Annotated in this window: 2 protein-coding genes; one reads left to right on the forward strand and one right to left on the reverse strand. The window is 69.2% G+C overall.

Annotated elements, in window-relative coordinates:
• Window positions 1–177: LysR family transcriptional regulator (locus RT567_RS16440; RefSeq protein ID WP_313577271.1), on the reverse strand; the 177-nt coding region annotated here is incomplete at its 3' end.
• A gap of 102 nt (window positions 178–279) precedes the next feature.
• Between RT567_RS16440 and RT567_RS16445 the strand changes: the two genes are divergently transcribed.
• Window positions 280–1888, forward strand: a 1609-nt coding sequence (locus RT567_RS16445; protein WP_313577270.1) for a malate synthase G, incomplete at its 3' end; no start/stop codon positions are given.

The raw sequence follows: 1888 nt of genomic DNA on the forward strand, positions 1-1888 counted from the left end.
GGCCTCGGTCGGGGCCAGGCGGCGCGAGGGGCGCTCGATCAGCCGCACGCCCAGCCGGTCTTCCAGCCGCGCCAGCCTGCGCGAGGCCACGGCGGGCGACAGGTCCAGCCGACGCGCGGCGGCGGACAGGCTGCCTTCCTCCAGCGCACGGACGAAGATTTCATACTCGGCCAGCATGGCGGGTCCTCATCTTTGTGGATTATGCAAAGATAAACGTCTTTCTTCGCCGTGGATAGCGCAGGCCATGACGGCGTACTCTCCAGACTGAAGGAGACCGCCATGTTCGACGCCCCCACGACCCCCGCCGACGCCTATGTCCGCCACGGCGACCTGAAGGTCGCCGCCGAGCTGGACGCCTTCGTGCGCGATCAGGCGACGCCGGATTCCGGCGTCAGCGCCGAGGCCTTCTGGGCCGGGATCGAGGGGCTTCTGGCTCGTTTCGGCCGTCGCAACCGCGACCTTCTGGAACGACGCGACCTGCTTCAGCGCAAGCTGGACGACTGGCACCGGGCCTATCCGGGCCAGTCGGATCAGGCGACCTATCAGGCCTATCTGCGCGAGATCGGCTATATCGAACCTGAACGCGACGGCGTGCGGGCCGAGACGGCGAACGTCGACCCCGAGATCGCGACCATGGCCGGGCCGCAACTGGTCGTGCCGCTGACCAACGCCCGCTATCTGCTGAACGCCGCCAATGCGCGCTGGGGCAGCCTGTATGACGCGCTTTACGGCACCGATGCGCTGGGCGAAGCGCCCAAGGCGGGGGGCTATGACGTCGAGCGCGGCGCCAAGGTCATCGCCCGCGCCCGCGCGTTTCTGGATCAGGCGGCGCCGCTGGCGACCGGATCGCACGCTCAGGCGACGGCCTATCGGGTCGAGCATGGGCGGTTGATCGTGACGCTGGACGGCGGGCTGGAGACGGGGCTGGCGGGCGCGGATGTGTTCGCGGGCTATTCCGGAGCGGCGGATGCGCCGTCAGGCGTTCTGCTGCGCCACAACGGTCTGCATCTGGAGATCGTCATCGACCGCGCGCACCGCATCGGCCGCGATGATCCGGCGGGCGTCGCCGACGTGCTGGTCGAGGCGGCCCTGTCGGCCATCGCCGACGCCGAGGACAGCGTCGCCGCCGTCGACGCGGCGGACAAGCGGCTGGTCTACGCCAACTGGCTGGGCCTGATGCGCGGCGATCTTCAGGCTGATTTCCAGAAGGACGGCCGCACGGTCGATCGGCGGCTGAATCCCGATCGCGTCTATACGGCGCCGGATGGATCGGCGCTGGCGCTGAAGGGGCGCAGCCTGATGCTGGTGCGCAACGTCGGCCTGCACCTGACGACCGACGCCGTGCTGGACGCCCATGGGCGCGAGACGCCCGAGCATCTGCTGGACATCGCCATGACGGGCCTGATCGGCCTGCACGACCTGCGTCGCCCGGCCGAGGCGCGCAACAGCCCGGCGGGCTCGGTCTATGTGGTGCGGCCCAAGATGCACGGCTCGGATGAAGTGGCCTTTGCCGACGAACTGTTCTGCGCGGTTGAGACCATGCTGGGCCTGCCCGCCCTGACGCTGAAGATGGGCATCATGGACGAGGAGCGTCGCACCAGCGTCAATCTGATGAACTGCATCGTGGCGACCAAGGGCCGGGTGGTCTTCATCAACACCGGCTTTCTGGATCGCACCGGCGACGAGATCCACACGGTGATGGAAGGCGGCCCCGTCGTCCGCAAGGAGGCGGTGCGCGAGACCGGCTGGATCAAGGCCTATGAGGACCGCAACGTCGACATCGGCCTGACGGCGGGCCTGTCGGGCCGGGCGCAGATCGGCAAGGGGATGTGGGCGGCGCCCGACCGCATGGGCGACATGCTGGCGGCCAAGGCGGGCCACCCGCGCG

The sequence above is a fragment of the Brevundimonas sp. genome (assembly GCF_032107865.1).
Taxonomy (GTDB): Bacteria; Pseudomonadota; Alphaproteobacteria; order Caulobacterales; family Caulobacteraceae; genus Brevundimonas.